Genomic DNA, 26,260 nt, shown 5'->3' with positions numbered 1-26,260 from the left:
CGGTTGACCGCGGCGGTGTTCCGGTTGTTCCAGGAGCCCCGCCTGTGTCCCGTCCGGGGCATTTTTCTTGGCTCGGTGCGGTTGGTCTGACGAAAACAGACGTTACGTGGCTGTCCGCCAGGCGGCCGCGTGGTGCTACCGAGGAGGATCCATCAGCGCCGAGCCCCGCATCAACGACCGGATTCGCGTTCCCGAGGTGCGACTTGTCGGTCCCAGCGGCGAGCAGGTCGGGATTGTTCCGCTTGCCAAGGCCCTGGAACTCGCACAGGAGTACGACCTCGACCTGGTCGAGGTGGCGGCGACCGCCCGTCCGCCCGTGTGCAAGCTCATGGACTACGGGAAGTTCAAGTACGAGTCGGCCATGAAGGCCCGTGAGGCGCGCAAGAACCAGGCGCACACGGTCATCAAGGAGATGAAGCTCCGGCCGAAGATCGACCCGCACGACTATGACACCAAGAAGGGTCACGTCGTCCGGTTCCTCAAGCAGGGCGACAAGGTCAAGATCACGATCATGTTCCGTGGTCGTGAGCAGTCCCGCCCCGAGCTGGGCTTCCGACTGCTCCAGCGTCTCGCTTCGGACGTGGAGGAACTCGGCTTCATCGAGTCCAACCCGAAGCAGGACGGCCGGAACATGATCATGGTTCTGGGCCCGCACAAGAAGAAGACCGAAGCCATGGCCGAGGCCCGCGAGGCCCAGGCCGCCCGCAAGGCGGGGCGCCAGGGTTCCACCCCCGACGCCGAAGCCGCGGGCGAGGTTGCCGAAGCGCAGCCCGAGGCTCCGGGAGACACACCTTCCGAGGCGTGACCTCAGGGGGCCGCCATCCAGGCGGCCCCGGGTCTGCACGGAATTCCCACCAAGATCTGACGCCCCTGCTGCCCGGTGCCCGCACCGGGAGGGGCGCCACTGACGAGGAGAGAACGGCGCGATGCCGAAGAACAAGACGCACAGCGGTGCCAGCAAGCGCTTCAAGATCACCGGCTCCGGCAAGGTGCTCCGTGAGCGCGCAGGCAAGCGCCACCTTCTTGAGCACAAGTCGTCCAAGAAGACCCGCTCGCTGACCGGCACGGTCGTAGTGGCTCCGTCCGACGCCAAGAAGATCAAGAAGCTTCTCGGCAAGTGAGGCAGCGGCCCGCGGTGAACCCGTGGGCGGCGACCTCGACTCAGACCGGGACCAATTCGTTTCCGGGCCGTGTGAGTCCAACCACGGCCCCGCTACAAGGAGTTAAAAAGTGGCACGCGTCAAGCGGGCAGTAAACGCTCACAAGAAGCGCCGGGCAATCCTCGAGCAGGCCAGCGGTTACCGGGGCCAGCGCTCCCGCCTGTACCGGAAGGCGAAGGAGCAGGTCACCCACTCCCTCGTCTACAACTACAACGACCGCAAGAAGCGCAAGGGCGACTTCCGTCAGCTGTGGATCCAGCGCATCAACGCCGCTGCCCGCCAGAACGGCATGACGTACAACCGCCTCATCCAGGGTCTGAAGGCCGCCAACATCGAGGTGGACCGCAAGATCCTGGCCGAGCTCGCGGTCAACGACGCCAACGCGTTCGCCGCCCTCGTCGAGGTTGCCCAGAAGGCCCTCCCGAGCGACGTCAACGCCCCGAAGGCCGCCTGATCCAGGTCGCACTTCGTGTCTTGTGAGCCGGACCCGCAGGCGCTCGCCGTCTGCGGGTCCGGTGCGTTGCACGACATGTTCCGTACGTCCGCCACCTCCGTACGCAGAGAGGCTCGCCGCCGACCATGGGCACCCCCGAACTGATCTCCCCGCGATCGCCGCGCGTCACCGCCGCCCGGCGGCTGGCCAAGCGCAACTTCCGCGGCAAGGAGCGCAGGTTCATCGCCGAGGGGCCGCAGGCCGTGCGCGAGGCCGCCGAACACCGCGGCAGCGACGGAGAGCCGACGCTGATCGAACTGTTCGCCACCGTCGAGGCGGCCGAGCGCTACGCCGACATCGTCGACGCCGCCCACGCGGCGGGCGCGGGAGTGCACCTCGCGGACAGCGGTGTGCTCGCCGATGTGTCGCAGACCGTCACCCCGCAGGGACTGATCGGTGTCTGCCGCTTCCTCGACTCGCCGTTCGACGCGATCCTCGCCGCGAAGCCGAAACTGGTCGCCGTCCTCGCCCATGTACGCGACCCCGGGAACGCCGGTACGGTGCTGCGCTGCGCCGACGCGGCGGGCGCCGACGCCGTCGTGCTCACCGATGCCTCGGTGGACCTCTACAACCCCAAGTCCGTCCGGGCCTCCGTCGGCTCGCTCTTCCACCTGCCGGTCGCCGTCGGTGTCCCGGTCGAGCAGGCCGTGCAGGGGCTGAGGGACGCGGGCGTACGGATCCTCGCCGCAGACGGCGCGGGCGAGGACGACCTCGACGACGAGCTCGACGCCGGAACCATGGGCGGGCCGACCGCCTGGGTCTTCGGCAACGAGGCCTGGGGCCTGCCGGAGGAGACCCGCGCGCTGGCCGACGCCGTCGTGCGGGTGCCGATCCACGGCAAGGCGGAGAGCCTCAACCTGGCGACGGCGGCGGCCGTGTGCCTGTACGCCTCCGCCCGCGCCCAGCGCACTCGCCCCTGAGAGCTGTCCCGTAGTCCCCGGCGGGCGTGCCAGGCGTCGCGGGACAGGCACCACCGCCGTGAATGACGGGCGTCACCACCGGCTGCATCGGCCTGCTGCCCGCTTACGCCACCATCGGCATCCGGGCCCCCGCCCTCCTCGCGCTGCTCCGCTTCCTGCAGGGCATCCCGGCCGGCCGGGGACCGCGTCGAGGCCGCCGTCCGACCGACGCCGTGTCCGTACCCCGCCGGACGGCGCACCGCGTGCAGTGCGCCCCCGCAGGGTGTCGCTCCGTCACCGGCGACTAGTAGGGTGACGAACTCGGGGGCCCACTGCACCGGTTCGAGAGGTGGGGTACGGGATATGGCTGTCGGCATGAGCAGGCCGCGCGGGACGCACACGGCCGTCGTGCGCGCCTGTGAGGGCCCCGGCACGGAGGGCGAACCGGACGACGTCCGGGACGGCGGAGCCGTCGACGCGGCCGTCGATGCCGACGACCTCCCCGACGGCCTGGTCGTCGCCGACGAGACCGGCCGGGTCATCTGCTTCAACTCCGCCGCGGCCCGGATCACCGCAGTGCCCCGCGCCGCCGCTCTCGGCCGCCCCCTGGAGCACGCCCTGCCGCTGGAGGACCTCAAGGGCCGCCGCTGGTGGGCGCTGACCGATCCGTACGGCGGCCTCGCCACCCGGGTCGGCCAGCCCGAGCGCAATCTGCTGCTGCCCGGCGGCCGCGAGGTCCTGGTCTCCGCACGGTACGTACGCGAGCACCCGACCGGTCCGGTACGCCGGGTGGTGGTCTCGCTGCGCGGTACCGAGGCCCGCCGCCGCACCGAACGCAGCCATGCCGAGCTGATCGCCACCGTCGCCCACGAACTGCGCTCCCCGCTGACCTCAGTCAAGGGCTTCACCGCGACCCTCCTCGCCAAGTGGGAGCGGTTCACCGACGACCAGAAGCGCCTGATGCTGGAGACCGTGGACGCCGACGCGGGCCGCGTCACCCGGCTCATCGCGGAACTGCTCGACATCTCCCGGATCGACTCGGACCGGCTGGAGCTGCGACGGCAGCCCGTGGACCTCTCCGCCGCGGTCGAACGCCACATCCAGGCCCTCACCGCGAACGGCCAGACCCCCGACCGCTTCCTCGTCCGCACCTGCCAGCCGCTGCCCGCGGTCTGGGCCGACCCGGACAAGGTCGACCAGGTGCTCGGCAACCTGCTGGAAAACGCGGTGCGCCACGGCGAGGGAACCGTCACCATCGAAGTCGCACCCGCATCCGTACCCGCGAAGAGCGACGAGAAGGGAACGGCCGTCACCGTGAGCGACGAAGGCCCCGGCATCCCCGAGGAGTCGATGGGCCGCGTCTTCACCCGTTTCTGGCGGGGGAGCAAGCGCGGTGGCACGGGCCTGGGCCTCTACATCGTCAAGGGCATCGTCGAGGCGCACGGCGGTACGATCACGGTCGGTCGCGGCCCCGGCGGCGGCGCGGAATTCCGATTTATCCTGCCCGTGAGCGCGCCGGCCTACCTGGTCTGAGCGGCCCGCGGGCCTTCCATACATCCGGCGACCCTTAGACTCGACCTTTGGCACCTTTGCGTCCTCCAGCCGTCGAGCGGGGCCGCGGGGTCCGGGGTGTCCCCGGTTCAGAGCAGTAATCAGCCAATCGGAAGCACGGGAAGAGATGTCGGCACCGAACAAGTCGTACGACCCAGTCGAGGTCGAGGCACTGAAACCGGAAGAGATCGAGCGCATGCGGGACGAGGCGTTCGCCGCCTTCGCCGCCGCGGGAGACCTCGACGCGCTCGCCCAGGCGAAGACCGCGCACACCGGTGGTACCTCGCCCCTGTCGCTCGCCAACCGGGAGATCGGCGCACTGCCGCCGCAGGCCAAGGCCGAGGCCGGCAAGCGCGTGGGCCAGGCCCGCGGCGCCGTGGGCAAGGCCCTCGCCGCCCGTCAGGCGGAGCTGGAGGCCGAGCGCGACGCCCGCGTGCTGGTCGAGGAGGCGGTGGACGTCACGCTGCCCTACGACCGCACCCCGGCCGGCGCCCGCCACCCGCTGACGACCTTCATGGAGCGCGTCGCGGACGTCTTCGTGGCCATGGGCTACGAGGTCGCGGAGGGCCCCGAGGCCGAGGCGGAGTGGTTCAACTTCGACGCCCTGAACTTCGTGCCCGACCACCCGGCCCGGCAGATGCAGGACACCTTCTTCGTCCGGGGCGCCGACGGCGCCGGGAACGACGAGTCGGGTGTCGTGCTGCGTACGCACACCTCGCCGGTCCAGGCCCGCACCCTGCTCGACCGCGAGCCCCCCGTCTACGTCGTCTGCCCCGGCCGCGTCTACCGCACCGACGAGCTCGACGCGACGCACACCCCGGTCTTCCACCAGATCGAGCTGCTCGCCGTCGACGAGGGCCTCACCATGGCCGACCTCAAGGGCACCCTCGACCACATGGTCCAGGCGCTCTTCGGCCCGGACATGAAGACCCGGCTCCGGCCGAACTTCTTCCCGTTCACCGAGCCGTCCGCCGAGATGGACATGGTCTGCTACGTCTGCCGCGGCGCCTCCGTCGGCAACCCGGACCGCCCCTGCCGCACCTGCGGCAGCGAGGGCTGGATCGAGCTCGGCGGCTGCGGCATGGTCAACCCCAAGGTGCTCGTCGCCTGCGGCGTCGATCCCCAGAAGTACAGCGGATTCGCCTTCGGGTTCGGCATCGAACGGATGCTTATGTTCCGCCACAACGTCGAAGACATGCGAGACATGGTCGAGGGTGACGTCCGGTTCACCCGGCCGTTCGGGATGGAGATCTGATGCGCGTCCCGCTTTCCTGGCTGCGGGAGTACGTCGACCTGCCGGCGACGGAGACCGGCCGTGACGTACAGGCCAAGCTCGTCGCCGTGGGTCTGGAGGTCGAGACCGTCGAGCAGATCGGCGCCGGCCTCCAGGGCCCGCTGGTCGTCGGACAGGTACTGACCATCGAGGAACTGGAGGGCTTCAAGAAGCCCATCCGCTTCTGCACCGTCGACGTCGGCCGTGCCAACGGCACCGGCGAGCCGCAGGAGATCGTCTGCGGAGCGCGCAACTTCTCCGTCGGCGACAAGGTCGTCGTGGTCCTCCCGGGCGCCGTCCTGCCCGGCGACTTCGCGATCGCCGCGCGCAAGACGTACGGCAAGACCTCGCACGGCATGATCTGCTCCACCGACGAGCTCGGCATGGGCGACGACGGCACGCACGGCATCATCGTGCTGCCGCCGGAGCACGAGGCCGGCACCGACGCGATCGAGCTGCTCCAGCTCGTCGACGAGGTCCTCGACATCGCCGTCACGCCGGACCGCGGCTACTGCCTGTCCATGCGCGGCGTCGCCCGCGAGACCGCCATCGCGTACGGGCTGCCGCTGCGCGACCCGGCGCTCCTCGACGTGCCCGCGCCGAACGCGTACGGCTACCCGGTCAAGGTCGCCGACCCGATCGGCTGCGACCGGTTCACCGCGCGCACCGTCGTCGGCCTCCAGCCCGAGGCGCGCTCCCCGATCTGGCTGCAGCGCAGGCTGCAGAAGGCCGGGATGCGCCCGATCTCGCTCGCCGTCGACGTCACCAACTACGTGATGCTGGAGCTCGGCCAGCCGCTGCACGCCTACGACCGCTCCCGTCTCGACGGGGCGATCGGGGTGCGCCGCGCCGAGCAGGGCGAGAAGCTCACCACCCTCGACGGCACGGCCCGCGTCCTGGACGCCGAGGACCTGGTCATCACCGACAACCGCGGGCCGATCGGCCTGGCGGGCGTCATGGGCGGGGCCAACACCGAGATCGCGGACGTCCAGGAAGGCGTGCACGGCACCACCGAGGTCGTCATCGAGGCCGCGCACTTCGACGCGATCTCGATCGCCCGGACCGCGCGCCGCCACAAGCTGTCCTCCGAGGCGTCCAAGCGCTTCGAGCGCGGCTCCGACCCGCAGGCCGCGGCCGCCGCCGCGCAGCGCACCGTCGACCTGCTGGTCCTGCTCGCCGGAGGCACCGCCGAGGCCGGTGTCACCGTGGTCAGCGCCCCGTCCGCGCCCCGTACCATCGCGATGCCCGCCGACCACCCCGACCGGGTGGCCGGTGTCGTCTACGGCCGCGAGACCGTCGTACGCCGCCTCCAGGAGGTCGGCTGCGACGTCTACGGGCAGGATGAACTGATCGTCACCGTGCCGTCCTGGCGCCCCGACCTCAGCGAGCCGAACGACCTCGCCGAAGAGGTCATCCGGCTGGAGGGTTACGAGAACCTCCCGTCCACCCTCCCGACCCCGCCGTCCGGCCGCGGGCTCACCGACCGCCAGCGGCTGCACCGCAGGGTCGGCCGGGCGCTCGCCGGGGCCGGCTACGTCGAGGCGCTGAACTACCCGTTCATCGGCGACGCCGTGCTCGACCAGCTCGGGCTCGACGCCGACGACGCCCGCCGCCGCACGGTCGATCTCGTCAACCCGCTCTCCGACGAGGAGCCGGCGCTGCGCACCACGCTGCTGCCGGGCCTGCTCGGCGCACTGCGGCGCAACGACGGCCGTGGCAGCCACGACCTCGCGCTCTTCGAGACCGGCCTGGTCTTCCGGCCGACCGGCAGCGAGACGAAGGCCGTACGGCTGCCCGTCGACCGCCGTCCCACCGACGAGGAGATCGCCGGGCTCGACACCACGCTGCCGCGCCAGCCGCGCCGCGCCGCGGTCGTCCTCGCGGGCGCCCGCGAGCAGGCCGGCTGGTGGGGCAAGGGCCGCCCGGCCGACTGGGCGGACTCCATCGAGGCCGCTCGGACGATCGCCCACGAGGCGGGTGTCGAGGTGACCGTCCGCAGCGACCGGCACGCGCCCTGGCACCCGGGCCGCTGCGCCGCGCTGTACGTCACGGTGAACGGCGCGGAGACCCTCTTCGGGCACGCCGGTGAGCTGCACCCGCGCGTCGTCAAGGAGCTCCACCTGCCGGAGCGCACCTGCGCCATGGAGGTCGAGCTCGACATCCTGGAGCAGGCCGTCGACGGCCCGCTCCGGGCGCCCCGGATCTCCGCCTTCCCGGTGGCGACCCAGGACGTCGCGCTGATCGTTGCGGAGAACGTCCCGGCCGCCGAGGTGGAGCAGGCGCTGCGCGCGGGCGCGGGTGAACTCCTCGAATCGCTGCGGCTGTTCGACGTCTTCACCGGCGACCAGATCGGTGCGGGCCGCAAGTCCCTGGCGTACGCGCTGCGCTTCCGCGCGGCGGACCGCACGCTGACGGTCGACGAGGCGTCGGCGGCCCGCGACGCCGCGGTGGCCCTGGCCGCCGAACGGACGGGCGCGGTGCTGCGGGGCGCGTAGCACCCCGCGCGGCACCGCGTGAAAGAGGGGCGTATCCGATTCCGGATACGCCCCTCCGTGCTCGCCGGGCGGTACAGAACCGCACCCGGGCGTTGCCCGCGCCGTTCGCGCCGCCGCGGGGTGCCGGGCAGGTCGGCGGAACGCAGGGCGCGGGTGCGGGTCGCCGACTGTACGAGGGGGAGCAGACGACCCGGCCGCCTCTTGCGAGACGACTGATTCAACCGATCCGCGTCCCGCGGCGACAGAGCGCGCGGCGGGACGCTTCGGGCATTCCGTTCACACCCCGTGTGAATCGTGCTCCACTGGTGCGACACGCCTCGGCGTGCCGAACCACCGGAGGGGCACATGCGGGCAACGGAGCCCAACATTCTGCTGGCGGCCCTGATCGAGGAGGCGGGCGTCTCCCGGGCCGGCCTCGCCGCGCACATCAACCGGGCCGGCCGCTCCCGCGGACTGCGCCTGCGGTACGAACACACCGCGGTGGCCCGCTGGTTGAAGGGGCAGCGCCCGCGCGGCCAGGTGCCGGACCTGGTCTGCGAAGTGCTCGGGAACCGGCTGAGCAGGCCGCTTTCGCTGGACGACATCGGCATGGCGGCACCCGGTACCACCGCGGCCGTGCCCGTCTCCACGCTCACCGGATTCGTCGAGCGGGCCACCGCGCTGTGGCGCTCCGACGAACTGCGGCGCCCGCGCATACTCGCCTCGGCCGCCGTCACGGGCACCACGGCGGTGATGCCCGTCTGGGAATGGGAGAACCCGCCCGAGGACCTCGACGTCTCCCGCAGCGGCACCATCCGCGTCGGCACCGCCGACATAGTGACCTTGCGCGCGGCCCGCGCCCACTACGAACTGATGTACCGCAGGGCGGGCGGAATCGCCACCCGATCCCGCATCGTCGGCTTCCTCAACGCGGAGACCGCCCCGCTGCTGCGCGGTGGCTACAGCGACGCCACGGGGCGCCAACTGCACCGCGCGACGGGCGGGTTGGTGGCCGTCGCGGGCATCTGCGCCTATGACTCCGACGCGCACGGACTCGCCCAGCGCTACTTCCACCAGGCGCTGCGGCTGGCCAAGGCGAGCGGGGACCGGGGGCTCGGCGGCTATGTGATCGCCCTGCTGGTCAACCAGTCGCTGTTCCTCGCCGAATACCGGCAGTCGGTGGCCTTCGCGCAGGCGGCGCTGCGGGCCGCCGGCGACCACATCACTCCCGCCCTGGCCGCCGATCTGTACGCGATGCAGGCCAAGGCGTACGCCCACATCGGCGACGCCGCCGGCGCCCTGGAGTGCATCCGCCGCGCCGAATCGGAGGCGGAACGCATCCGTCCGGGCCATGAACCGGACGAGACGGGGTACGTCCAGCCGGGCCTGGTCGACGTGCAGGTGGCCGAGGCGCTGCTCAGCCTCGGCGATCTCCCGGGGGCCAGGGAACACGCGGCGACGGCGGTACGGGCCCCGGCGCACGACCGGGGCCGGGTGCACCGGCTGGCCATGCTGACCCGCATCGAGCTGCGTCAGGGCGAGGCGGACCGGGCGGCGGCCACCGCCGTGGAGATGGCGGAGCGGGCCAGGGGCATGGAGTCGCAGCGGCTGCGCGACCGGCTGCGCGCGGTGCGCGAGGATCTGCTCGCGAGCGGCTGCGCCGAGGCGGGGCGGGCTGCCGAGCTGATCGACGGGGCGTTGCGCGTACCGCTGTGAGTGAGTACCCCCGCCCATGCGCGGCCCACGGGTACCGGTACGTTCCCCTCCAGTCCCGCTCCTGCTGCGATGTTGCCACCTACTTGTCGGAAGGTGGCAGAACTGTGCAATGGGCGAACCTGAACGAACAAACTGTGTATGAGAACCGCTGGTTCCGGGTCAATCTGGCGGATGTGGTCCTCCCCGACGGCCGCCATCTCGACCACTACCTCATCCGGCTCCGCCCCGTCGCGGCGGCCACCGTCGTCAACGAGGCCAACGAGGTGCTGCTGCTGTGGCGGCACCGGTTCATCACCGACAGCTGGGGCTGGGAACTCGCCGCGGGCGTCGTCGAGGACGGCGAGGACATCGCGGCCGCCGCGGCCCGGGAAATGGAGGAGGAGACCGGCTGGCGCCCCGGCCCGCTGCGCCCGTTGCTGACCGTGGAGCCGTCGAACGGTCTCACCGACGCCCGGCACCACCTCTACTGGTCCGAGGAGGCGACCTGGACCGGCCACCCCGGCGACGACTTCGAATCCTCGCGCCGCGAGTGGATACCGCTCAAACTGGTGCCCGACATGATCGCCCGCGGCGAGGTTCCGGCCGCCGGCATGGTGGCCGGGCTGATGATGCTCCATCACTTGCGGCTGGGGTGACACCGCGCGCTCGCGGCTGGGGTGACACCGCTTGAAGCGCGTACGGGGCCGACCGGGGGTGCCCCGGTCGGCCCCGTACGGGCACACGCGGACGGATCAGGAGTAGGGGTAGAACCCCGACCCCGTCTTCCGCCCGAGCCGGCCCGCGTCCACCATCCGCTGGAGCAGCGGGGGAGCGGCGTACAGCGGCTCCTTGAACTCCGCGTACATCGAATCGGCGACCGAGGCCACGGTGTCCAGACCGATCAGGTCGGAGAGCTTCAGCGGGCCCATCGGGTGGGCGCAGCCGAGCTCCATGCCGTTGTCGATGTCCTCGCGGCTGGCGATTCCCGATTCGAACATCCGGATCGCGGAGAGCAGATACGGAATGAGCAGCGCGTTGACGACGAAGCCCGAGCGGTCCTGGGCGCGGATCGGGTGCTTGCCGAGGACGTCCTGGACGAGGGCCTCGGCGCGCTTCACCGTCTCGTCGGACGTCGTCAGGGCGGGGATCAGCTCGACGAGCTTCTGCACCGGGGCCGGGTTGAAGAAGTGGATGCCGACGACCTGGTCCGGGCGAGAGGTCGCCACGGCCAGCTTCACCAGTGGGATGGAGGAGGTGTTCGAGGCGAGGATCGCGTCCTGCCGGGTCACCACCTGGTCGAGCACCTGGAAGATTTCGGTCTTGACCTGCTCGTTCTCCACGACGGCCTCGATGACGAGATCGCGGTCGGCGAACTCCCCGAGGTCGGTGGTGTAGCTCAGACGAGCGAGTGTCTCGTCCCGCTCCTCCGGGGTGATCTTTCCGCGTTCGGCGGCCTTCGAGAGGGAGTTGTGCAGCCGGGTGCGGCCGATCTCCAGCGCCTCGCCGGTGGTCTCGGCCACCATGACCTCAAGACCGCTGCGGGCGCAGACCTCTGCGATACCCGCACCCATCTGGCCACAGCCCACCACTCCGACGCGTGCAATGTCGGCCATAGAGTCCGTCACCTCGTGCCTTTCGCTGTTCTCCGTGTCGCAGGTTCCCGTCTGATTCCGGTGCCCGCCCCGACCCCCCGACGTTACTCCGCGGCCTACGGGTCATCGCGGGCCGGGGCGGGCATGCTCTGCGTTACGCCTGAATGCAGGGGCGGCGGACGATGACAGAGAGACGGCAGGTGCAACGAAATGCGGCAAATGGCCAGAAGAGGCTTTGTGGCGGGTGCGGCCGGGGTGGTCGCGGGGGTGGTGAGCAGCGTCGCCATCGCCGGTGACGCGCTCGCGGCTCCGTCCCGGCAGGCCGGTTCCGGGCGTGCGGGCGCACCGCCGCGCAAGGGCGGTCACCGGGTCGCCCGGCGTGAGCTGCGCGGGATGTGGGTGGCCACCGTCGCCAACCTCGACTGGCCCTCCGCGCCCGGACTGACGCCGGCCGAGCAGCAGGCCGAGCTGATCGGGTATCTCGACGAGGCCGTCGACCTGCGGCTGAACGCCGTGATCCTCCAGGTCCGGCCGACCGCCGACGCGCTGTGGCCCTCGCCCTACGAACCATGGGCCCAGTACCTCACCGGGGTCCAGGGCAAGGACCCCGGCTGGGATCCGCTGGGCACCGCCGTCCGCGAGGCGCACCGTCGCGGCCTGGAACTGCACGCCTGGTTCAACCCGTACCGGGTCGCCAACCACACCGACCCGTCCCGGCTGGCCGCCACCCACCCCGCCAGGCTGCACCCGGACTGGGTCCTGCCCTACGGCGGGAAGCTCTACTACAACCCCGGAATCCCCGAGGTCCGCCGCTTCGTCCAGGACGCGATGCTGGACGCGGTCCGCCGCTACGACATCGACGCCGTGCACTGGGACGACTACTTCTACCCGTACCCGGTGGCCGGGCAGGTCTTCGACGACGACGCCACGTACGCGAAGTACGGCGCCGGCTTCCCGGACAAGGACGCCTGGCGGCGCGACAACACCGACAAGCTGGTGCGCGAGACCGCCGAGCGGATCAAGAAGATCAAGAAGAACGTCCAGTTCGGGATCAGCCCGTTCGGGGTGTGGCGCAACGCCGCGACCGATCCGCTCGGCTCCGACACGAAGGCGGGCGTGCAGACCTACGACGACCTGCACGCCGACACCCGCGGCTGGGTCAAGAAGGGCTGGATCGACTACATCTGCCCGCAGATCTACTGGAACATCGGCTTCGCCGCCGCCGACTACGCCAAGCTGCTGCCCTGGTGGAGCGAGGTCGTGCGGGGCACGGGCGTCGACCTCTTCGTCGGCGAGGCGCTCTACAAGGCCGGTGACCCCGCGCAGCCCGCCGCCTGGCAGGACCCGGCCGAACTCTCCCGCCACCTCCACCTCGCCGCCGGCTACGACCAGGTGCGCGGCCACGTCTACTTCTCTGGCAAGGACGTGGTGACGGACCGGATCGGAACGATGGCCCGGGTGGTGGCCGACCACTACCGCAACAGGGCGCGCCCACCCCGCTGACAGAAGCGGCGGTGTGGGCGTACCGCTGTTGCGGGCGGGCCGACGGAAAATCCGGCGGCCCGACCGGGGCCCGGAGTGAGGAGCAGCGCCGTCCGCCGGAGGCTGTTACGGCCTCTTCGGTGTCTGCTTGCGGCTCTTGTGCTGGACGACGCTGTCGGGACCGGGCGAAATCAGGTGTTCGTGTCCGTCCTCGAAGCGGACGCGGTACGGGGGAGTGCCCCCGGCCCCGAGCACTTCGACGATCTCTGCGACCCGGTCGTGCTGTCCCACGGTCCTGCCGTGCGTCAGCAGCCGGTCGCCCGCGTGTGCCTCCATCTGGAGTGACCTCCTCACGGGTGGCGGTCCATGTCGACAAGTCTATGTCCGAAAAGCGACTTCGCCCGGTGGAGCGTGCAGGGGCTCGCCCCGGACCCCGTCTCGCCCGGACGCCGTTTCACCCCGGACGCCGTTTCACCTCGGGCGCCGGGCGCGCATCGCGCGCTGGGTTGCCGCGATGCAGACCAGCACCGCGACCGCCGCCACCGGCGCCGCCCCGGAGACCTCCTCGCCGAGCAGGAGGAACGACCACACCAGGGTCAGCAACGGCTGCGCGAGCTGGAGCTGGCTGGCCCTCGGCACCCCGATCTCCGCCATCCCCCGGTACCAGACGTACAGGCCGAGGAAGGTGGACACGGCCGCCACCCAGACCAGCCCGATCACTCCGTGCGCGGTCAACCGCACCGGCTCCAGGGGCAGCGCGACCGCCGCCCCCGCCACCGCCAACGGCAGCGAGGCGATGAGCGCCCAGCCGACCACCTGCCAGCCCGGCATGACCCCGGCGAGCCTGCCGCCCTCGGTGTAGCCCGCCGCGCACACCAGCAGCGCACCGAACAGATACAGATCACCGCCGGACAGCTCGCCGCCGCTCTGCTGCACGGTGAACGCGATCACCACCGCCGCCCCGGCGAGCGCCGAGACCCAGAAGGCGCGGGGCGGCCGCGCCCCGGTCCGCAGCGAGGAGAACACCGCGGTGGTCAGCGGAAGCAGTCCCACCACCACGGCCGCGTGCGAGGTCGTCGAGGTCCGCAGGGCCAGCGTGGTCAGCAGCGGGAAGCCGGCCACCACGCCTGCGGCGACGACGAGGAGTCCGGGCCAGTGCCGGCGGTCCGGTACCGGTACCCGCCCCGCCCTCAGCACGGTGCCCGCGATGGCCGCGGCGACCAGGGTGCGCAGGGCCACCAGCGACCAGGGGCCGAAGCTCTCCAGGCCCCAGGCCGTGGACGGGAAGGTCAGGGAGAAGGCGACGACACCGAGCCCGGCGAGGACCACGCCGCCGCGGTTCGCCGTACCGGCTGTTGACCCGGCTGCTCTTCCGGCTGCCGGCCGCGCCGCCGGTTCGGTCGTCGACGCACCGACCGCTATCGTGTCGCTGGGAGTAGCGCTATCATCAGCTTTCATGTACGAGCGTAGCAGCGTCGCTGAACTGGTCAATTCTCTCCGCGGCGAACTGAACCGCTACTCACCCGGTGGAAAGCTGCCGTCGAGTCGGGCTCTCGTGGAGCGCTTCCGGGTCAGTCCCGTCACCGTCTCCCGGGCCGTTGCCCAGCTCGCCGCAGAGGGCCTGGTCGTGACACGGCCCGGCTCCGGCGCCTTCCGGGCGCAGCCCCGTACCGATGTGCCTCCGCCGGGCGACACCTCCTGGCAGGAAGTCACCCTCAGCGGCGACGGCGGTCGCGAAGCGGTGCCGCGCACCGTCGACGCCTCCGGTGTCCTGGCCACGCTCGCCGCACCGCCGCCCGGTGTCATCGAGCTCAACGGCGGCTACCTCCACCCCTCGCTCCAGCCCGAGCGGGCGCTCGCCGCCGCCCTCGCCAGGGCCGGGCGCCGCCCCGGCGCCTGGGGCCGCCCGCCCACCGACGGCCTGACCGAACTGCGGGCCTGGTTCGCCCGCGAGATCGGGCCCGCACTCACCGCCGCCGACGTACTCATCACCGCGGGCGGCCAGAGCGCGCTGACCACCGCGCTGCGCGCCCTCGCCCCTCCGGGCGCCCCGGTCCTGGTCGAGTCGCCCACCTACCCGGGGATGCTGGCCGCCGCGCGGGCCGCCGGACTGCGGCCGGTACCGGTGCCCGTCGACGCCGACGGGGTACGTCCGGAGCTGCTCGCCGCCGCGTTCCGGGCCAGTGGCGCCCGCGTCTTCGTCTGCCAGCCGCTCTTCCAGAACCCGACCGGGGCGGTCCTCGCACCCGCACGGCGCGGCGAGGTCGTGCGGATCGCCCGGGCCGCTGGGGCCTTCGTCATCGAGGACGACTTCGCCCGCCGCCTGGTCCACGACGACGCCGGACCACTGCCCGCGCCCCTGGCCGCCGACGACCCCGACGGCGTGGTCGTCCACGTCTGCTCCCTCACCAAGGTCGCCTCGCCCAGCCTGCGGGTGGGCGCGCTCGCCGCCCGGGGTCCGGTGCTCGGCCGGCTGCGCGCCATCCAGGTCGTCGACAGCTTCTTCGTACCCCGGCCGCTCCAGGAGGCCGCGCTCGAACTGGTCGGCTCCCCGGCGTGGGGACACCATCTGCGTTCCGTGTCGACCGAGCTGAGGAACCGGCGCACCGCCCTGACGACGGCCCTGCGGCGGGAGCTCCCGGCCCTGGCGGTCCCGCACATTCCCGCGGGCGGCGGCAGCCTGTGGCTGCGCCTGCCCGAGTCGGAAGCCGGTACGGACGAGTCCGCGGTGGTCTCGGCCGCCCTGCGCGCGGGCGTGGCCGTCGCGCCCGGCCGCCCGTACTTCTGTGCCGAACCCCCGTCCGCGCAGATCCGGTTGAGCTTCGCCGCGGTGGCCGGGGCGGCCGAGATCGCCGAGGGGGTCCGCCGCCTGCGCACCGCCTGCGACGAAGCCCTGACCGGTTACGCGGGAGAGCTCCCGCCGTGAGCGAGGGAACCCGCGGGAGCTACGGGAGAGACGACTTCGAGCCGCCGAAGGACCGCATCCGCGGACGCCCCTGTTCCTGCCCGGCCGGAAGTGCCTGCGAAGGCCCTCTTGACCCGCGTGGCGTTCGGATCCACGATCACCGCCATGACTGTTCGAGTCTCGCTCGTCGCCGCGGCGCGCGGCTCCGCCCTGCTCGCCGAGCGCTTCGACGACGACCGGCCGCTCGACCACGCGGGCTGGCACGAGGTGCAGCTCGCCGCGCACGCCCTGGTGCCCCTGGGCGCCGCCGAGCTGCGCTACTGCTCACCGACCCCGCGCAGCCGCGCAACCGGCGAGGCGCTCGGCTACGCTCCGCTCGTCCAGCCCGCCCTGCGCGACTGCGACATGGGCCGCTGGCGCGGCTGCACCCTCGCCGATGTCGCGGCCTGCGAACCCGCGGCCGTCGACGCCTGGCTCGCGGACCCGCGCAGCGCCCCGCACGGAGGCGAACCGCTGCTCGCCTTCATCTCGCGGATAGGGGGCTGGCTGGACACCCGCCCCCCGTGCGACGGCTCCATCGTCGCCGTCGCCGAACCGGCGGTCGTCCGGGCCGCCCTCGTCTACGCGCTCAAGGCCCCGCCGTCGACGTACTGGAACGTCGACGTCCGGCCGCTGTCCACGGTCACGCTCGACGGTGGGCCGGGCCGTTGGAGCCTGCGGCTCGAAGCCGGGGCCCGCTGACCGCCACACCTCCGTGGACGCCGCACCCCCTGGACGCCGTGTCTTGCCGCCTGCCCGGCCGTCGGTGCGCTGCGCACCCGCCGCGAGTACCACCGGGCGGGTCCGGGGCGAGGGAGGCCACCGGGCCGGTACCGGTCCCGCGTCCACCGGACGACCGCCGCCGTACCGGGGGCGGCGCACCCCTCGCACCGCCCTCCTGCCCGCCCGACCGGCACCGGCCCCGCCTCGACGGGGCGCGACCGGCGCCGGGCCCGGCGGCACTTGCCCAGGACCGGTCGCCTTGGCAGGGCACGACCGGCGCCGGTCCCCGCCGCGTCCGGCCCTGCCGGTCAGGCCTTCTCGTCCGGAGAGGCGGTCAGGAGCGTGAGGGCTTCGGCGATGCCCTGCTCGGCGGTCGCCTTGTCGATGCCGAGATCCGTCAGTACCCCCGAGCCGTCCTCCTGCTCCAGCAGGGCGAGCAGGATGTGCTCGGTGCCGATGTAGTCGTGGCCCATCCGCAGGGCCTCCCGGAACGTCAGCTCCAGCGCCTTGCGCGCCCCCGCGTCGTAAGGGGTGAGCTCCGGCAGTTCGTCGGCCGCGGCCGGGAGCGCGTCGGTCGCGGCCCGGCGCACGGCCTCCGCCGTGATGCCCTGGGCCTTGACGAACGCGAAGCCCAGCCCCTCCGGCTCGCTGAGCAGCCCCAGCACCAGGTGCTCGGTGCGTACTTCGTCGTTGTGTGCGGCGCGGGCCTCGTTCTGCGCGGCCACCACCACGTTCCTGGCGCGCTCGGTGAAGCGGCTGAACCCCTGACTGGGGTCAAGGGCCGTGAGGTCGCCGGGGTTCTTGGCGACGAACCGCTTCTGGGCCGCCTGCCTGGTCACCCCCATGCTCTTCCCGATCTCCGACCAGGAGGCGCCCGAGCGCCGCGCCTGGTCCACGAAGTGCCCGATCAGATGATCGGCCACGTCACCGAGGTGGTCCGCCGCGATGACCGCGTCGGAGAGCTGGTCCAGGGCGTCGGTGTGGACCTTCTTGATGGCCTCGATCAGGTCGTCGAGGCGTACGGGATGGGTCATGCCCACGGGATTCACCATGCGTCAACCGTAGGTTGACAGTGGGGTATCCGTCAACCCGAGGTTGACGATGGATGTGTGGGGGCCGGGCCGTCGCGGGATCACCGGAGTCCCGTACAGAAGACGCAGCCCTCCCGGTGGACCGGCACGCACAGGACGCGGTGCCGGGGCCGGGTCGAACTTCCGCCCGTCCGGTACGACGGAGCGCGCCGCCCGACGGAGACCGTCGGGCGGCGCGCTCGTGCAGCGATGCGGTGTACGGCTCAGACGGTGCCGCTGTCCGCGATGGTGATCTTCGCCGAGGTGCGGCCGCTCTGCGAACCCAGGGCCTCGATCTTCTTGACCAGGTCCATGCTCTCCTGGTCGGCGACCTCGCCGAACACCACGTGCTTGCCGTCCAGCCACGACGTCACGATGGTCGTGACGAAGAACTGGGAGCCGTTGGAGTTGGGGCCACTGTTGGCCATGGACAGAAGGCCCGGCTTGGTGTGCGAGAGCTTGAAGTTCTCGTCCGGGAACTTCGCTCCGTAGATGCTCTTGCCGCCGGTGCCGTCGCCGCGGGTGAAGTCGCCGCCCTGGAGCATGAAGTCGGGGATGACCCGGTGGAAGGACGAACCCTTGTAGCCGAAGCCCTGCTCGCCGGTCGCCAGCGCGCGGAAGTTCTCCGCGGTCTTGGGGACGACGTCGTCGAACAGCTTGAAAGTGATCCGCCCTGCGGGCTGGTCGTCGATGGTGATGTCGAAGTAAACGTTGCTCGTCATGGGACCATCCTGACATCGGCACCACCGGAGCCGACGCGCGGGCAGGGTGCGGAGCCCGTCGGCGCGGACGGTGGCCACGCGTTCGGTGACCTGCTGGGCGGTGAGCCGCGGGGCGAGGCGGCCGGGGTGCCGGGTGCGCGCCGGGAAGCGCTCGGTCACGAGAGCGGCGTCACGGACCCGGTGGACCTCGATCACCCGGCTTCCGGTCAGCTGGTGGCGAGGAGATCGAGCGTATCGATCACGCGGTTCGAGAAGCCCCACTCGTTGTCGTACCAGGCGACCACCTTGACGTGGCGGCCGTCGACGCGGGTGAGGGCCGAGTCGAAGATCGACGAGGCCGGATTGCCGGTGATGTCGGACGACACGAGCGGGTCGTCCGAGTACTCCAGGATGCCGGCGAGCGGCCCCTCCGCCGCGGCGCGGTACGCCGCCAGTACGTCCTCGCGCATCACGTCGCGGGTGACAGTCGTGTTGAGTTCGACGATCGAGCCCACCGGAACCGGCACGCGGATCGAGTCGCCCGACAGCCTGCCGTCGAGGTTCGGCAGCACGAGGCCGATCGCCTTGGCGGCGCCCGTGGTGGTCGGCACGATGTTGACAGCGGCGGCGCGGGCGCGGCGGGCGTCGCGGTGCGGACCGTCCTGCAGGTTCTGCTCCTGCGTGTAGGCGTGCACCGTCGTCATGAAGCCGTGCTCGATGCCGGCGAGATCGTCGAGCACCGCGGCCAGCGGCGCAAGCGCGTTGGTCGTGCACGAGGCGTTCGAGACAATCGTGTGCACCGCCGGGTCGTACGCGTGGGTGTTGACGCCGAACGCGAGCGTGACATCGGCGCCGTTCGCCGGCGCGCTGATGAGTACCCTTTTCGCGCCCGCGTCGATGTGGGCACGGGCGGCCGTGGCCGATGTGAAGCGGCCGGTCGCCTCAAGCACGAGGTCGACACCGAGCTCGGCCCATGGCAGCTGCGCCGGTTCACGCTCGGCGAGCACGGTGATGCGACGGCCGTCGACGACGAGGGCGTCCCCGTCGACATCCACCGGGCGACCGAGCCGCCCCGCCGTCGTGTCGAAGGCGAGCAGCCGCGCGAGGGTGGCGGGCTCCGTGAGGTCGTTGACGGCGACGACCTCGAGGTCGCTGTCGCGTTCGAGCAGCACGCGCAGCACATTGCGTCCGATGCGGCCGAATCCGTTGATGGCGATGCGAGTCATGAGTGGTGTCCCTTCGGGTTCGCCCTCAGATTCGCGTGCAGCGTCCGCCGGTGACAGCGGCGCGATCGCCACGGTCCGAAAGGATCGCGCCACGTGGTGGTGGCGGGCTACTCGCCCTGGGTGAAGGTGCGCCGGTAGTCGCCCGGCGTGGTGCCGAGGATGCGACGGAAGTGCAGCCGCAGATTCGTACCGGTGCCGAGACCGACGTCGGCGGCGATCTGCTCGACGCTCCGCTGCGAACGTTCGAGCAGTTCGCGGGCCACGTCGATGCGGGCGCGCATGACCCACTGCATCGGCGTGTACCCCGTGTCCTCGACGAAGCGTCGCGAGAACGTGCGCGGCGACACCGCCGCATGCCGGGCGAGCGCCTCAAGGGTGAGGGCCTCGCCGAGCCGGTGCAGCGCCCACTCCCGGGTGGCGGCGAACCGCTCGCCGAGCGGCTCGGGCACGCTGCGCGGCACGTACTGGGCCTGACCGCCGCTGCGGTAGGGGGCCGCCACCAGGCGCCTGGCCGCGTGGTTCGACGCGGCCACCCCGAGATCGCCGCGCAGAATGTGCAGGCACAGGTCGATGCCCGAGGCGGCGCCGGCCGATGTCAGCACGCTGCCCTCGTCGACGAACAGGACGTTCTCGTCGACCTGGACGAGCGGATGCTTCGCCGCGAGCGCCCGCGCGTAATGCCAGTGCGTTGTGGCGCGTTTGCCGTCGAGCAGGCCCGTGGCGGCGAGCGCGAAGGCGCCCGTCGAGATGGCGGCGAGCCGCGCGCCCCGGTCGTGGGCGCCGATCAGTGCCTCGACGACGGCCTGCGGCGGGTCGTCGCGGTCCGGGAACCGGTAGCCGGGGACGAAGACGATGTCGGCCCACTCAAGTGCGTGGAGGCCGTGGGCGACGTAGTACGACAGGCCGTCGCCGCCGGTCACGAGACCGGATTCCGCGCCGCACACCCGTACCTCGTACGGCATGCTCGCGCGGGTCGTGAACACCTGCGCGGGAATTCCGACATCGAGCGGCTTCGCACCCTCGAGCACAAGGACGGCGACACGATGCAGGTGGGAGGCTGGCACGGGAAAGAGGTTACGTGGGGGCGCGACTTCGGTACGCCCGCTGCGTGGACCGGGCAGGCGGGACCGGCCGGACCGTCTTCCACGTTGCAGTCCACCGCCCCTCCCGCTCCTCGCCCCACCTCCACCGATCCGACCGAATCCGCGATCAAGGGGACCCCTGGCCTCCGGCCCTCCAGGCCCTCGGCAGCACCCTGGCGGGCCAAGCCGGCCGCTCACGGGCCGACTCGGTCGCTTAGTCTCGGACGCGCGCGCATGACTCCGCGAATCTTTGCATAAAAGTGCAGGGTTGCGTATAGTCATGCCATCGACGAGGAGGATTTCGATGGTGGTACGTGCAGCGGTGGCAGGGGCGAGCGGATACGCCGGCGGGGAGCTGCTCCGTCTCCTGCTGGTCCATCCCCAGGTCGAGATCGGGGCCCTCACCGCCAACTCCAATGCGGGGCAGAGGCTCGGTGCCCTGCAACCGCATCTGCGGCCGCTGGCCGGCCGGGTGCTTCAGCCGACCACGGCCGAGGTCCTCGCCGGGCACGACGTCGTCTTCCTCGCCCTTCCGCACGGGCAGTCCGCCGCTGTCGCCGAGCAGCTCGGCGACGGGGTGCTCGTCGTGGACATGGGCGCCGACTTCCGGCTCAAGGACGCCGCGGACTGGGAGAAGTTCTACGGTTCGCCGCACGCCGGGACGTGGCCCTACGGACTGCCCGAACTGCCGGGCGGGCGCTCGGCGCTGGCGGGGACCAAGCGCATCGCGGTGCCCGGCTGCTACCCGACCGCCGTCTCGCTCGCGCTCTTCCCGGCGTACGCGTCCCAGCTGGCCGAGCCCGAGGCCGTGATCGTCGCCGCGTCCGGCACGTCGGGGGCGGGCAAGGCGGCCAAGCCGCATCTGCTCGGCTCCGAGGTGATGGGCAACATGTCCCCGTACGGCGTCGGCGGGGTCCACCGGCACACGCCCGAGATGATCCAGAACCTCAGCGCGGCGGCCGGTGAACCGGTCACCGTCTCCTTCACGCCGACCCTGGCGCCAATGCCCCGCGGCATCCTCGCCACGTGCAGCGCGAAGGCGAAGCCGGGCGTGAGCGCCGAGTCCGTCCGGGCCGCGTACGAGAAGGCGTTCGCCGACGAGCCGTTCGTCGAGCTGCTCCCCGAGGGGCAGTGGCCCGCCACCGCGTCCGTATACGGCTCCAACGCCGTGCAGATCCAGGTCGCCCACGACGAGGCGGCGGGCCGGATCGTCGTGATCAGCGCCATCGACAACCTCGCCAAGGGCACCGCCGGCGGCGCCCTGCAGAGCATGAACATCGCCCTCGGACTTCCCGAGGACACGGGTCTTTCCACGATCGGAGTCGCACCGTGAGTGTCACGGCAGCACAGGGGTTCTCCGCGGCGGGCATCGCCGCGGGAATCAAGGAGAGCGGTAACCCGGACCTGGCCCTCGTGGTCAACAACGGCCCGCGTCGCGCCGCCGCGGGCGTCTTCACCTCCAACCGGGTCAAGGCCGCCCCCGTCCTCTGGTCGGAACAGGTACTCAAGGGCGGCGAGGTCGGCGCCGTCGTGCTCAACTCCGGTGGCGCCAACGCCTGTACGGGGCCGCAGGGCTTCCAGGACACCCACGCCACCGCCGAGAAGGCCGCCGAGATCCTCACCGGTCACAGCGCGGGCGAGATCGCGGTCGCCTCGACCGGGCTGATCGGGACGCTGCTCCCGATGGACAAGCTGCTGCCCGGCATCGAGACCGCCGCCGCCGCGCTGAGCGAGCACGGTGGCGAGAAGGCCGCCATCGCGATCAAGACCACCGACACCGTCCACAAGACCGCCGTCGCGGGCGGCGAGGGATGGACCGTCGGCGGCATGGCCAAGGGCGCGGGCATGCTCGCCCCGGGCCTCGCCACCATGCTGGTCGTCCTCACCACCGACGCCGACGTGGACGCCCCGGCGCTGGACACCGCGCTGCGCGCCGCCACCCGCACCACCTTCGACCGGGTCGACTCCGACGGCTGCATGTCGACCAACGACACCGTGCTGCTGCTGGCCTCCGGCGCCAGTGGAATCACCCCGGAACAGGGCGAGTTCGCCGAGGCCGTACGGGCCGTCTGCGCCGACCTCGCCCGGCAGCTCATCGGTGACGCCGAGGGCGCCTCCAAGGACATCCGGATCGAGGTCGTCAATGCCGCGACCGAGGACGACGCCGTCGAGGTGGGCCGCTCCATCGCCCGCAACAACCTCCTCAAGTGCGCGATCCACGGCGAGGACCCCAACTGGGGCCGCGTCCTGTCCGCGATCGGTACGACGAAGGCCGCCTTCGAGCCGGACCAGCTGAATGTCGCCATCAACGACGTCTGGGTCTGCAAGAACGGCGGCGTCGGCGAGGACCGCGACCTGGTCGACATGCGCTACCGGGAAGTGAAGATCACCGCCGACCTGGCCGCCGGCACCGAGTCGGCCGTCATCTGGGCCAACGACCTCACCGCCGACTACGTCCACGAGAACAGCGCGTACAGCTCATGACCACGGCGCGGAAGCACACCGCACTCCCGAAGGCGCAGATCCTCATCGAGGCGCTGCCCTGGCTGACCCGGCACAACGGCAAGACCGTCGTCGTCAAGTTCGGCGGCAACGCCATGGTCGACGAGGACCTGAAGGCGGCCTTCGCCCAGGACGTCGTCTTTCTGCGGCAGGCCGGCCTCAAGCCCGTCGTCGTGCACGGCGGAGGCCCGCAGATCAGTGCCCAGCTCGACAAGCAGGGCCTGGTCAGCGAGTTCAAGGCCGGTCTGCGCGTCACCACCCCCGAGGCGATGGACGTCGTACGGATGGTGCTGGCCGGACAGGTCCAGCGCGAGCTCGTCGGCCTGCTCAACCAGCACGGCCCGCTCGCCGTCGGCCTGACCGGCGAGGACGCCCACACGATCACCGCCACCCAGCACCGGCCGACCATCGACGGCGAATTCGTCGACATCGGCCGGGTCGGCGAGATCACCGCCATCGACACCGGGGCGATCCAGGCGCTGCTGGACGACGGCCGGATCCCGGTCGTCTCCTCCATCGCGCGCTCCGCCGACGACGACCACGTCTACAACGTCAACGCCGACACCGCGGCCGCCGCACTCGCCGCCGCGCTGAACGCCGAGACGCTGATGGTCCTCACCGATGTCGAGGGCCTCTACGAGGACTGGCCCAACAGCGACGACGTGATCAGCCGTCTCACCGCCACCGAGCTGGAGAAGCTGCTGCCCGAGCTGTCCAGCGGCATGGTGCCGAAGATGCAGGGCTGCCTGCACGCCGTACGCAACGGCGTCGAGACCGCCCGTGTCATCGACGGCCGGGTCCAGCACTCGATCCTGCTGGAGATCTTCACCGACGAAGGAATCGGCACGATGGTCGTGCCCGACGCACAGGGGGAGTCATGAGCAACCAGGAGCTGTCGCAGCGCTGGCAGCACGCCCTGATGGACAACTACGGCACCCCTCCGCTCTCCCTCGTCCGCGGCGAGGGCGCCCATGTGTGGGACGCCGACGGCACCGAGTACCTCGACTTCGTCGGCGGTATCGCGGTGAACGCGCTGGGCCACGCCCACCCCGCCGTCGTCGAGGCGGTCTCCACCCAGATCGCCTCCCTCGGCCATGTCTCCAACCTCTTCATCGCGCCGCAGCCCGTCGCGCTCGCCGAACGGCTGCTCCAGCTCTTCGGCCGCGACGGCCGGGTCTACTTCGCCAACTCGGGCGGCGAGGCCAACGAGGCAGCCTTCAAGATCGGCCGGCTGACCGGACGGACCCGCATGGTCGCCACCGACGGCGGCTTCCACGGCCGGACCATGGGCGCACTCGCGCTCACCGGCCAGCCCGGGAAGCGCGAGCCCTTCGAGCCGCTGCCCGGCGAGGTCACCCATGTCCCGTACGGGGACGCAGAGGCGCTGCGGGCCGCCGTGACCACCGACTCCGCGCTGGTGATCATCGAGCCCATCCAGGGCGAGAACGGCGTGGTCGTGCCGCCCAAGGGCTACCTGGAGGCCGCCCGCGAGATCACCCGGGCCACCGGCACCCTGCTCGTCCTCGACGAGGTGCAGACCGGTGTCGGCCGCTGCGGCCACTGGTTCGAGCACCAGGCCCACCAGGGCGTCGACCCCGACATCGTCACCCTCGCCAAGGGTCTCGGCGGTGGGCTGCCGCTCGGCGCGACCGTCGCCTTCGGCCCGGCGGCCGAGCTGCTGAAGCCGGGCCAGCACGGCACGACGTTCGGCGGCAACCCGATCGCCTGCGCCGCCGGCCTCGCCGTTCTGGACACCCTGGCGGCCGACGGTGCCCTGGACCGGGTGAAGCGGCTCGGCGAGAGGATCCGGGACGGAGTGGAGGCCCTGGGGCACCCTCTGGTCTCCCATGTCCGCGGCTCCGGACTGCTGCTGGGTATCGTGCTCACCGAGCCCCTCGCGCCCCAGGCGCAACAGGCGGCTCAGAGTGCCGGAATCCTGGTGAACGCACCCGCCCCCGATGTCCTGCGGCTGATGCCGCCGCTGATCATCGGTGACACGGAGGTGGACGCGTTCCTCCGGGCGCTGCCCGGCGCTCTCGACGCGGCAAAAGGGGACGGACGATCCGGAGAATGAGGCGACGACGATGACCGAGGCGCAGGAGACCGAGCACGGCGGGCCGTCCGTGCCGCAGACCCGCACCGCACGCCACCGCCGGATCGTGGACATCCTGAACCGGCAGCCGGTGCGCTCGCAGAGCCAGCTGGCCAAGCTCCTCGCCGACGACGGGCTGAGCGTCACCCAGGCGACGCTCTCCCGAGATCTGGACGAGCTGGGCGCGGTGAAGATCCGCAACACCGGCGGCGAGCTGATCTACGCGGTGCCGAGCGAGGGCGGATTCCGCACCCCGCAGGCACCGCTGGGCGGGTCCGCGAAGGAGGAGCGGATGCGGCGTCTCTCCGCCGAACTGCTCATCTCGGCGGAGGCCTCGGCCAACCTCGTGGTGCTGCGCACCCCGCCGGGCGCGGCCCAGTTCCTCGCCTCGGCCATCGACCAGGCCGAACTGCACGACATCCTCGGCACCATCGCGGGCGACGACACCCTCATGCTGATCAGTCGCGACCCGGCGGGCGGCCAGGCCCTCGCCGACCACCTGCTGCGACTGGCCCAGAACGAGCGCTGAGCGGCCCGGAGTTGTCCCGGGGCCGTCAGTAGCGGGTGATCGCGGTCGGGCCCGAACGGGTCCCGATCGCGATGTGCGGACGGCGGGCCGGATCCACCCAGTCGAGAATCCGGTCCATCGCGGCCGCCGGTACGGACACGCAACCGGCGGTCGCGCCACGGCCGTTGACATGGAGGAAGATCCCGGCGCCACGCCCCCGCACCGGGCGCTCGTAGTTGAACCCGATGACGAGTGCGCGGGCGTACTGCGTCGGATACGCGATCAGGTGCTCCGCCTCGCCCGCCCGGCAGTCCGCGGGCCGGGGCTCCACCCAGCGGTTGTAGGCCCGCGCCCCGGTGTCCTCGCACCACCACGACCGGCTGTTGACCCGGCGGTACGGATGGGCGGTGCCGGCCGGTGCCGCCTTGGTCCCGAAGGCGTACGGCAGGTCGTACAGGCCGGTGGGCGTGGTGTGGGTGCCCTGCTTGCGGGACGCCCCCTCGGCCAGGCCCTTCGCGCCGAACCGGGCCGGTGCGGAGCCCCCCTTCACCCAGGTGCCCCGGCGCAGATTCCACCAGGTGACGGTGCCCGTGACGGACCCCGCGGCCGGGGCCTCGGCCGTGATCAACTGGGTGCCGCCGCCGGTGTCGGCCAGCCGTACCGGCAGGGCCGGAGCCGCGGCGGGCCGGGCCGCGACCGAGCCCGCCAGCGCGAGCAGTACCGAGCCGATCATGAGAGGTCTGCGCATGCCGCGGACGCTAGACCGTCCCGCGGGGTGTCACCCGCCGATCTG

General features: G+C 71.8%; 26 protein-coding genes. 18 read left to right on the top strand and 8 right to left on the bottom strand.

Going from position 1 to position 26,260, the window contains the following annotated elements; translation table 11 throughout:
• Window positions 1–106: 106 nt before the first annotated feature.
• From infC to ACFVT1_RS28560, 10 genes are all read left to right on the top strand, one after another.
• On the top strand, window positions 107–805 hold the full coding sequence (gene infC / locus ACFVT1_RS28605; RefSeq protein ID WP_389800494.1) for a translation initiation factor IF-3: 699 nt from the start codon (window positions 107–109) through the stop codon (window positions 803–805).
• A gap of 121 nt (window positions 806–926) precedes the next feature.
• Window positions 927–1,121, top strand: a complete 195-nt coding sequence (gene rpmI / locus ACFVT1_RS28600) for a 50S ribosomal protein L35 (protein WP_072484441.1) — start codon at window positions 927–929, stop codon at window positions 1,119–1,121.
• A 109-nt stretch (window positions 1,122–1,230) separates the two neighbouring features.
• The gene (gene rplT, locus ACFVT1_RS28595) at window positions 1,231–1,614 is read left to right on the top strand and encodes a 50S ribosomal protein L20 (protein WP_018103794.1); all 384 of its coding nucleotides are present in this window, start codon (window positions 1,231–1,233) and stop codon (window positions 1,612–1,614) included.
• Window positions 1,615–1,739: 125 nt separating this feature from the next.
• Window positions 1,740–2,573 (top strand): TrmH family RNA methyltransferase, encoded by an 834-nt coding sequence (locus ACFVT1_RS28590; RefSeq protein WP_389800492.1) that lies wholly within the window; start codon window positions 1,740–1,742, stop codon window positions 2,571–2,573.
• A 62-nt stretch (window positions 2,574–2,635) separates the two neighbouring features.
• On the top strand, window positions 2,636–2,860 hold the full coding sequence (locus ACFVT1_RS28585; protein ID WP_389800490.1) for a hypothetical protein: 225 nt from the start codon (window positions 2,636–2,638) through the stop codon (window positions 2,858–2,860).
• Between the two features lie 55 nt (window positions 2,861–2,915).
• On the top strand, window positions 2,916–4,085 hold the full coding sequence (locus ACFVT1_RS28580) for an ATP-binding protein (RefSeq protein ID WP_389800488.1): 1,170 nt from the start codon (window positions 2,916–2,918) through the stop codon (window positions 4,083–4,085).
• A 145-nt stretch (window positions 4,086–4,230) separates the two neighbouring features.
• Window positions 4,231–5,358: a phenylalanine--tRNA ligase subunit alpha gene (pheS, locus tag ACFVT1_RS28575; RefSeq protein WP_362210123.1), complete on the top strand. Its 1,128-nt coding sequence runs from the start codon at window positions 4,231–4,233 to the stop codon at window positions 5,356–5,358.
• Window positions 5,358–7,871 (top strand): phenylalanine--tRNA ligase subunit beta, encoded by a 2,514-nt coding sequence (pheT, locus tag ACFVT1_RS28570; protein WP_389800485.1) that lies wholly within the window; start codon window positions 5,358–5,360, stop codon window positions 7,869–7,871. Before pheS ends, pheT begins: the two co-directional genes overlap by 1 nt.
• 345 nt (window positions 7,872–8,216) lie before the next feature.
• The gene (locus tag ACFVT1_RS28565) at window positions 8,217–9,566 is read left to right on the top strand and encodes a transcriptional regulator (RefSeq protein ID WP_389800483.1); all 1,350 of its coding nucleotides are present in this window, start codon (window positions 8,217–8,219) and stop codon (window positions 9,564–9,566) included.
• A 104-nt stretch (window positions 9,567–9,670) separates the two neighbouring features.
• Entirely contained in the window at window positions 9,671–10,201 is a 531-nt protein-coding gene (locus ACFVT1_RS28560; RefSeq protein ID WP_362210114.1) for an NUDIX domain-containing protein, read from the top strand.
• A gap of 96 nt (window positions 10,202–10,297) precedes the next feature.
• Here the strand turns inward: ACFVT1_RS28560 and ACFVT1_RS28555 are convergent, their stop codons facing one another.
• Window positions 10,298–11,158 (bottom strand): 3-hydroxybutyryl-CoA dehydrogenase, encoded by an 861-nt coding sequence (locus ACFVT1_RS28555; RefSeq protein WP_362210111.1) that lies wholly within the window; start codon window positions 11,156–11,158, stop codon window positions 10,298–10,300.
• Window positions 11,159–11,374: 216 nt separating this feature from the next.
• On the opposite strand from ACFVT1_RS28555, the gene ACFVT1_RS28550 reads away from it, so the two are divergent.
• Window positions 11,375–12,640 (top strand): glycoside hydrolase family 10 protein, encoded by a 1,266-nt coding sequence (locus ACFVT1_RS28550; RefSeq protein WP_389800595.1) that lies wholly within the window; start codon window positions 11,375–11,377, stop codon window positions 12,638–12,640.
• Between the two features lie 105 nt (window positions 12,641–12,745).
• On the opposite strand, the gene ACFVT1_RS28545 is transcribed toward ACFVT1_RS28550, so the two are convergent.
• Both ACFVT1_RS28545 and ACFVT1_RS28540 read right to left on the bottom strand, forming a co-directional pair.
• Window positions 12,746–12,955 (bottom strand): DUF1918 domain-containing protein, encoded by a 210-nt coding sequence (locus ACFVT1_RS28545; protein ID WP_389800480.1) that lies wholly within the window; start codon window positions 12,953–12,955, stop codon window positions 12,746–12,748.
• A gap of 135 nt (window positions 12,956–13,090) precedes the next feature.
• Window positions 13,091–14,077 (bottom strand): DMT family transporter, encoded by a 987-nt coding sequence (locus ACFVT1_RS28540; RefSeq protein ID WP_389800478.1) that lies wholly within the window; start codon window positions 14,075–14,077, stop codon window positions 13,091–13,093.
• Here ACFVT1_RS28540 and ACFVT1_RS28535 point away from each other — a divergent pair.
• Both ACFVT1_RS28535 and ACFVT1_RS28530 read left to right on the top strand, forming a co-directional pair.
• Window positions 14,076–15,545: a PLP-dependent aminotransferase family protein gene (locus ACFVT1_RS28535; RefSeq protein ID WP_389800476.1), complete on the top strand. Its 1,470-nt coding sequence runs from the start codon at window positions 14,076–14,078 to the stop codon at window positions 15,543–15,545. The two genes, ACFVT1_RS28540 and ACFVT1_RS28535, sit on opposite strands and share 2 nt — an antisense overlap.
• A gap of 144 nt (window positions 15,546–15,689) precedes the next feature.
• Entirely contained in the window at window positions 15,690–16,265 is a 576-nt protein-coding gene (locus tag ACFVT1_RS28530; RefSeq protein ID WP_389800474.1) for a histidine phosphatase family protein, read from the top strand.
• A gap of 329 nt (window positions 16,266–16,594) precedes the next feature.
• Here ACFVT1_RS28530 and ACFVT1_RS28525 read toward each other — a convergent pair whose 3' ends face one another.
• The 4 genes from ACFVT1_RS28525 to ACFVT1_RS28510 form a co-directional block, all read right to left on the bottom strand.
• A complete protein-coding gene (locus ACFVT1_RS28525; RefSeq protein WP_389800472.1) occupies window positions 16,595–17,338 on the bottom strand; it encodes a Clp protease N-terminal domain-containing protein in 744 nt (247 codons plus the stop codon).
• A 242-nt stretch (window positions 17,339–17,580) separates the two neighbouring features.
• Entirely contained in the window at window positions 17,581–18,078 is a 498-nt protein-coding gene (locus ACFVT1_RS28520; RefSeq protein WP_389800470.1) for a peptidylprolyl isomerase, read from the bottom strand.
• Between the two features lie 206 nt (window positions 18,079–18,284).
• A complete protein-coding gene (gene gap / locus ACFVT1_RS28515; RefSeq protein WP_389800593.1) occupies window positions 18,285–19,283 on the bottom strand; it encodes a type I glyceraldehyde-3-phosphate dehydrogenase in 999 nt (332 codons plus the stop codon).
• A gap of 107 nt (window positions 19,284–19,390) precedes the next feature.
• Window positions 19,391–20,347 (bottom strand): GlxA family transcriptional regulator, encoded by a 957-nt coding sequence (locus ACFVT1_RS28510; protein ID WP_389800468.1) that lies wholly within the window; start codon window positions 20,345–20,347, stop codon window positions 19,391–19,393.
• A gap of 322 nt (window positions 20,348–20,669) precedes the next feature.
• Between ACFVT1_RS28510 and argC the strand changes: the two genes are divergently transcribed.
• The 5 genes from argC to ACFVT1_RS28485 are packed head-to-tail and all read left to right on the top strand — an operon-like array spanning window position 20,670 to window position 25,488.
• On the top strand, window positions 20,670–21,698 hold the full coding sequence (argC, locus tag ACFVT1_RS28505; RefSeq protein WP_389800466.1) for an N-acetyl-gamma-glutamyl-phosphate reductase: 1,029 nt from the start codon (window positions 20,670–20,672) through the stop codon (window positions 21,696–21,698).
• A complete protein-coding gene (gene argJ, locus ACFVT1_RS28500; RefSeq protein ID WP_389800464.1) occupies window positions 21,695–22,849 on the top strand; it encodes a bifunctional glutamate N-acetyltransferase/amino-acid acetyltransferase ArgJ in 1,155 nt (384 codons plus the stop codon). Before argC ends, argJ begins: the two co-directional genes overlap by 4 nt.
• Window positions 22,846–23,748, top strand: coding sequence for an acetylglutamate kinase (argB, locus tag ACFVT1_RS28495; protein ID WP_389800462.1), 903 nt, complete (start codon window positions 22,846–22,848; stop codon window positions 23,746–23,748). The genes argJ and argB overlap by 4 nt, the downstream gene beginning before the upstream one ends.
• The gene (locus ACFVT1_RS28490) at window positions 23,745–24,941 is read left to right on the top strand and encodes an acetylornithine transaminase (RefSeq protein WP_389800460.1); all 1,197 of its coding nucleotides are present in this window, start codon (window positions 23,745–23,747) and stop codon (window positions 24,939–24,941) included. Before argB ends, ACFVT1_RS28490 begins: the two co-directional genes overlap by 4 nt.
• A gap of 10 nt (window positions 24,942–24,951) precedes the next feature.
• A complete protein-coding gene (locus tag ACFVT1_RS28485; RefSeq protein WP_093541137.1) occupies window positions 24,952–25,488 on the top strand; it encodes an arginine repressor in 537 nt (178 codons plus the stop codon).
• A 25-nt stretch (window positions 25,489–25,513) separates the two neighbouring features.
• On the opposite strand, the gene ACFVT1_RS28480 is transcribed toward ACFVT1_RS28485, so the two are convergent.
• Window positions 25,514–26,215, bottom strand: a complete 702-nt coding sequence (locus tag ACFVT1_RS28480; protein ID WP_389800459.1) for a L,D-transpeptidase — start codon at window positions 26,213–26,215, stop codon at window positions 25,514–25,516.
• Window positions 26,216–26,260: the final 45 nt, after the last annotated feature.

The sequence above is a fragment of the Streptomyces sp. NPDC057963 genome, assembly GCF_042887155.1.
Classification (GTDB): Bacteria; Actinomycetota; Actinomycetes; order Streptomycetales; family Streptomycetaceae; genus Streptomyces.
The sequence above is the reverse complement of the archived record's forward strand: the minus strand, read 5'-3'. Positions and strand labels throughout refer to the sequence as shown.

Bases quoted from the DNA above. Each gene is read 5' to 3' on its own strand.
- gap (WP_389800593.1), bottom strand. From the start codon at position 19,283: ATGACTCGCATCGCCATCAACGGATTCGGCCGCATCGGACGCAATGTG.
- ACFVT1_RS28565 (WP_389800483.1), top strand. From the start codon at position 8,217: ATGCGGGCAACGGAGCCCAACATTCTGCTGGCGGCCCTGATCGAGGAG.
- ACFVT1_RS28485 (WP_093541137.1), top strand. From the start codon at position 24,952: ATGACCGAGGCGCAGGAGACCGAGCACGGCGGGCCGTCCGTGCCGCAG.
- pheS (WP_362210123.1), top strand. From the start codon at position 4,231: ATGTCGGCACCGAACAAGTCGTACGACCCAGTCGAGGTCGAGGCACTG.
- ACFVT1_RS28545 (WP_389800480.1), bottom strand. From the start codon at position 12,955: ATGGAGGCACACGCGGGCGACCGGCTGCTGACGCACGGCAGGACCGTG.
- ACFVT1_RS28490 (WP_389800460.1), top strand. From the start codon at position 23,745: ATGAGCAACCAGGAGCTGTCGCAGCGCTGGCAGCACGCCCTGATGGAC.
- ACFVT1_RS28530 (WP_389800474.1), top strand. From the start codon at position 15,690: ATGACTGTTCGAGTCTCGCTCGTCGCCGCGGCGCGCGGCTCCGCCCTG.
- argB (WP_389800462.1), top strand. From the start codon at position 22,846: ATGACCACGGCGCGGAAGCACACCGCACTCCCGAAGGCGCAGATCCTC.
- ACFVT1_RS28520 (WP_389800470.1), bottom strand. From the start codon at position 18,078: ATGACGAGCAACGTTTACTTCGACATCACCATCGACGACCAGCCCGCA.
- ACFVT1_RS28555 (WP_362210111.1), bottom strand. From the start codon at position 11,158: ATGGCCGACATTGCACGCGTCGGAGTGGTGGGCTGTGGCCAGATGGGT.
- ACFVT1_RS28540 (WP_389800478.1), bottom strand. From the start codon at position 14,077: ATGAAAGCTGATGATAGCGCTACTCCCAGCGACACGATAGCGGTCGGT.
- ACFVT1_RS28480 (WP_389800459.1), bottom strand. From the start codon at position 26,215: ATGCGCAGACCTCTCATGATCGGCTCGGTACTGCTCGCGCTGGCGGGC.
- ACFVT1_RS28535 (WP_389800476.1), top strand. From the start codon at position 14,076: ATGTACGAGCGTAGCAGCGTCGCTGAACTGGTCAATTCTCTCCGCGGC.
- rpmI (WP_072484441.1), top strand. From the start codon at position 927: ATGCCGAAGAACAAGACGCACAGCGGTGCCAGCAAGCGCTTCAAGATC.
- ACFVT1_RS28590 (WP_389800492.1), top strand. From the start codon at position 1,740: ATGGGCACCCCCGAACTGATCTCCCCGCGATCGCCGCGCGTCACCGCC.
- argC (WP_389800466.1), top strand. From the start codon at position 20,670: ATGGTGGTACGTGCAGCGGTGGCAGGGGCGAGCGGATACGCCGGCGGG.
- ACFVT1_RS28585 (WP_389800490.1), top strand. From the start codon at position 2,636: ATGACGGGCGTCACCACCGGCTGCATCGGCCTGCTGCCCGCTTACGCC.
- ACFVT1_RS28525 (WP_389800472.1), bottom strand. From the start codon at position 17,338: ATGGTGAATCCCGTGGGCATGACCCATCCCGTACGCCTCGACGACCTG.
- pheT (WP_389800485.1), top strand. From the start codon at position 5,358: ATGCGCGTCCCGCTTTCCTGGCTGCGGGAGTACGTCGACCTGCCGGCG.
- ACFVT1_RS28580 (WP_389800488.1), top strand. From the start codon at position 2,916: ATGGCTGTCGGCATGAGCAGGCCGCGCGGGACGCACACGGCCGTCGTG.